This is a genomic window from Clostridium sp. AM42-4 (assembly GCF_003480105.1).
Classification (GTDB): Bacteria; Bacillota; Clostridia; order Lachnospirales; family Lachnospiraceae; genus Brotaphodocola.
This window is the reverse complement of sequence record NZ_QUIK01000009.1, coordinates 1-2,344: the sequence shown is the minus strand read 5'-3', so window position 1 is coordinate 2,344 and position 2,344 is coordinate 1. Positions and strand designations below refer to the sequence as shown.

Below are 2,344 nucleotides of genomic sequence, written 5' to 3'. Positions count from 1 at the left end.
CCGCGGGCTTCTGATAGTCGCCCGGATCGATGCGCAGCCGGGAAAACAGCTCCATCTCCGCGCGCGGGATGTGGCAGTAGCCGTTCGGGTTCTTTTCGAGGTAGTTCTGGTGGTACTCCTCGGCGGGGTAATAGTTCTTGAGTGGACCTATCTCCACGAAGAACTTTTCACTGCGTCCCCGCTCGATCTCCGCGATGCGCTCGACCGTTTCCTTCGCGCTTTCGTTGGTGTAATAGACACCGGTTTGATACTGGCTGCCCCGGTCGTTGCCCTGCCGGTTCTCCACCGTGGGGTCGATCACATAGAAGTAGGCCAGCAGCAGGGCGTCGAGACTCACCTGCCCGGGGTCATATTCCACCCGCACGGTCTCCCGGAAGCCGGTGTTCCCTTTGCAGACGGTCTTGTAATCGGCGTCCGCCTCGCATGTGCCGTTGGCATAGCCGCTCTCGGCATCGATGACGCCGGGGATGGACTGCATCAGCTGTTCCATGCCCCAGAAGCAGCCGCCCGCCAGATATATGACATTTTCCGTGGTATCCATATACATGCTTCCTTCACCGGACATATCAGAGGGCTGTCCGGTCATTTCCTTCTCGTCCGTTTTCTGCGGCATATTTTTCTGCCCGGCGGCGCAGCCGCTCAACAGCAGTACCGCGGTGAGCAGAAGCGGCAATACTCTCCGATACATGGTGTATCCCTCCTTTCTGAGAAGATAAATTCGTTTGTCAGCCCATATCGGCGGCAAGAGCCTGGTCGATGAGTTTTTGCAGCGTCTCCGCCTGCTTCTTTTCCGTGATGGCGCCTACGATGGGTTCACCCACGATATTGCCGCTGCGGTCGACCACATAGGTGGTGGGATAGGCAAAGATGCTGGTGGTAAACTTTCCTGCCTCACCGTCGGAGTCAAAATACACATTCTGATAGGTGGCGCCCTTCTTGGCAAGCACATCCTTCGCCTCGGAAATTGCCGTTTCGTCGCCGTCCAGCGTGAAGGTGTTGACGCCGATGAGGGAGCCGCCCTTCTCCGCCAGTTCCTTGTTCAGCGCATCCAGCTCGGAAAGCTCGCCTACGCAGGGATTGCAGGTGGTGAACCAGAAATTCATCACGGTGACGGCGTTGGCGGAGAATAGCTCGTCGCTCTTCACCGTGTTGCCGTCCAGATCTTTCCCTTCAAAGGCGGGGAACTTCTGCATACTGCCGTCGTCGGGAGGGTTGTTCGTGTCGCTGCCCGCGGGCATGCTCATATCGCCGTCCATGGATTTCTGCATGAGCTCGGGATACTTCTCTTCCAACTCGGTCAGCCTGTTTTCAATATTGCTGATCTCCGTGGCTGACTCCTTCAGCCACTCATACTCCTTGTTGGTGAACTGCTCTTTAGCGGCCTCGACGGTATCCAGCAGGAAGTCGCCGTAGTTTTTCCCGTCCTCGATCATGGCCATGCCCTTGTCAGCCTCCATAAAGACATTTTCCCACAGCTCGGTATTTTCCGACAGGATCGCGTTCTCCCGATCCAGCAGCTCCTTGTGCAGGGCGAGCGCCTCCTCGGCGTTTTTCGGCTCGCCAGTCATGGCGGAGCCGTTGCCGCTCATGTCGCCCATCTTGTCATTGTTCTTCGTGCCGCAGGCCGCCAAGGCCAGCACCATCAGCACGGCAAAAGCCAGTGCAAAAATTCTCTTCCTGTTCATTTTGATTCCTCCATCGTTGTTTTCTTTGTTGTTTCTTTCCCGTTTCCGAAGCCGTAACGAAAGCACACGGCGTTCGTCGGACAGGCGCGGATGCACATTCCGCAGCGGATGCACTCGGTATGGTTGGGCGTTTTCGTCACATCCACATCCATCTTGCAGGCTCTGGCACATTTCCCACAGGAGACGCACTTACTCTTGTCCACCTTTATCTGGAAGAGGGACACCCGGTTGAACAGCGCATAGAACGCGCCAAGCGGGCAAAGCCACTTGCAGAACGGTCGGTAGAACAGTACGCTCAGCGCAATCACCGACAGCAGGATGCTGAATTTCCATGTAAACAGCTTGCCCAGCGCCGCCCGGATGCCGGAATTGGCAAGGGACAGCGGGATGGCTCCCTCCAGCACGCCCTGGGGGCAGAGGTACTTGCAGAAGAAGGGGTCTCCCATGCCCACATCGTTCACAAGGAACGCCGGTAGCAGGAAAACCATCACCAGCAGGACAGCGTATTTCAGGTATGTCAGCGGCTTCAGCCTTTTTGTGGAAAGCTTCTTCGTGGGGATTTTGTGCAGCAGCTCCTGAAACCAGCCGAAGGGGCATAGAAAGCCGCAGATAAAGCGTCCCAGCAGGACTCCCAGCAAAATGAGAAAGCCTGTGATATA

General features: G+C 56.6%; 3 protein-coding genes. All 3 read right to left on the bottom strand.

Annotated elements, in window-relative coordinates:
* The coding region (gene msrA, locus DW922_RS17995; RefSeq protein WP_243032148.1) for a peptide-methionine (S)-S-oxide reductase MsrA at positions 1-688 on the bottom strand (688 nt) is incomplete at its 3' end.
* Positions 689-725: 37 nt separating this feature from the next.
* The gene (locus tag DW922_RS08470; protein WP_118726346.1) at positions 726-1,685 is read right to left on the bottom strand and encodes a TlpA disulfide reductase family protein; all 960 of its coding nucleotides are present in this window, start codon (positions 1,683-1,685) and stop codon (positions 726-728) included.
* Positions 1,682-2,344 (bottom strand): 4Fe-4S binding protein (locus tag DW922_RS08465; RefSeq protein WP_118726345.1); only part of this gene is annotated, 663 nt, incomplete at its 5' end. The genes DW922_RS08470 and DW922_RS08465, both read right to left, overlap by 4 nt.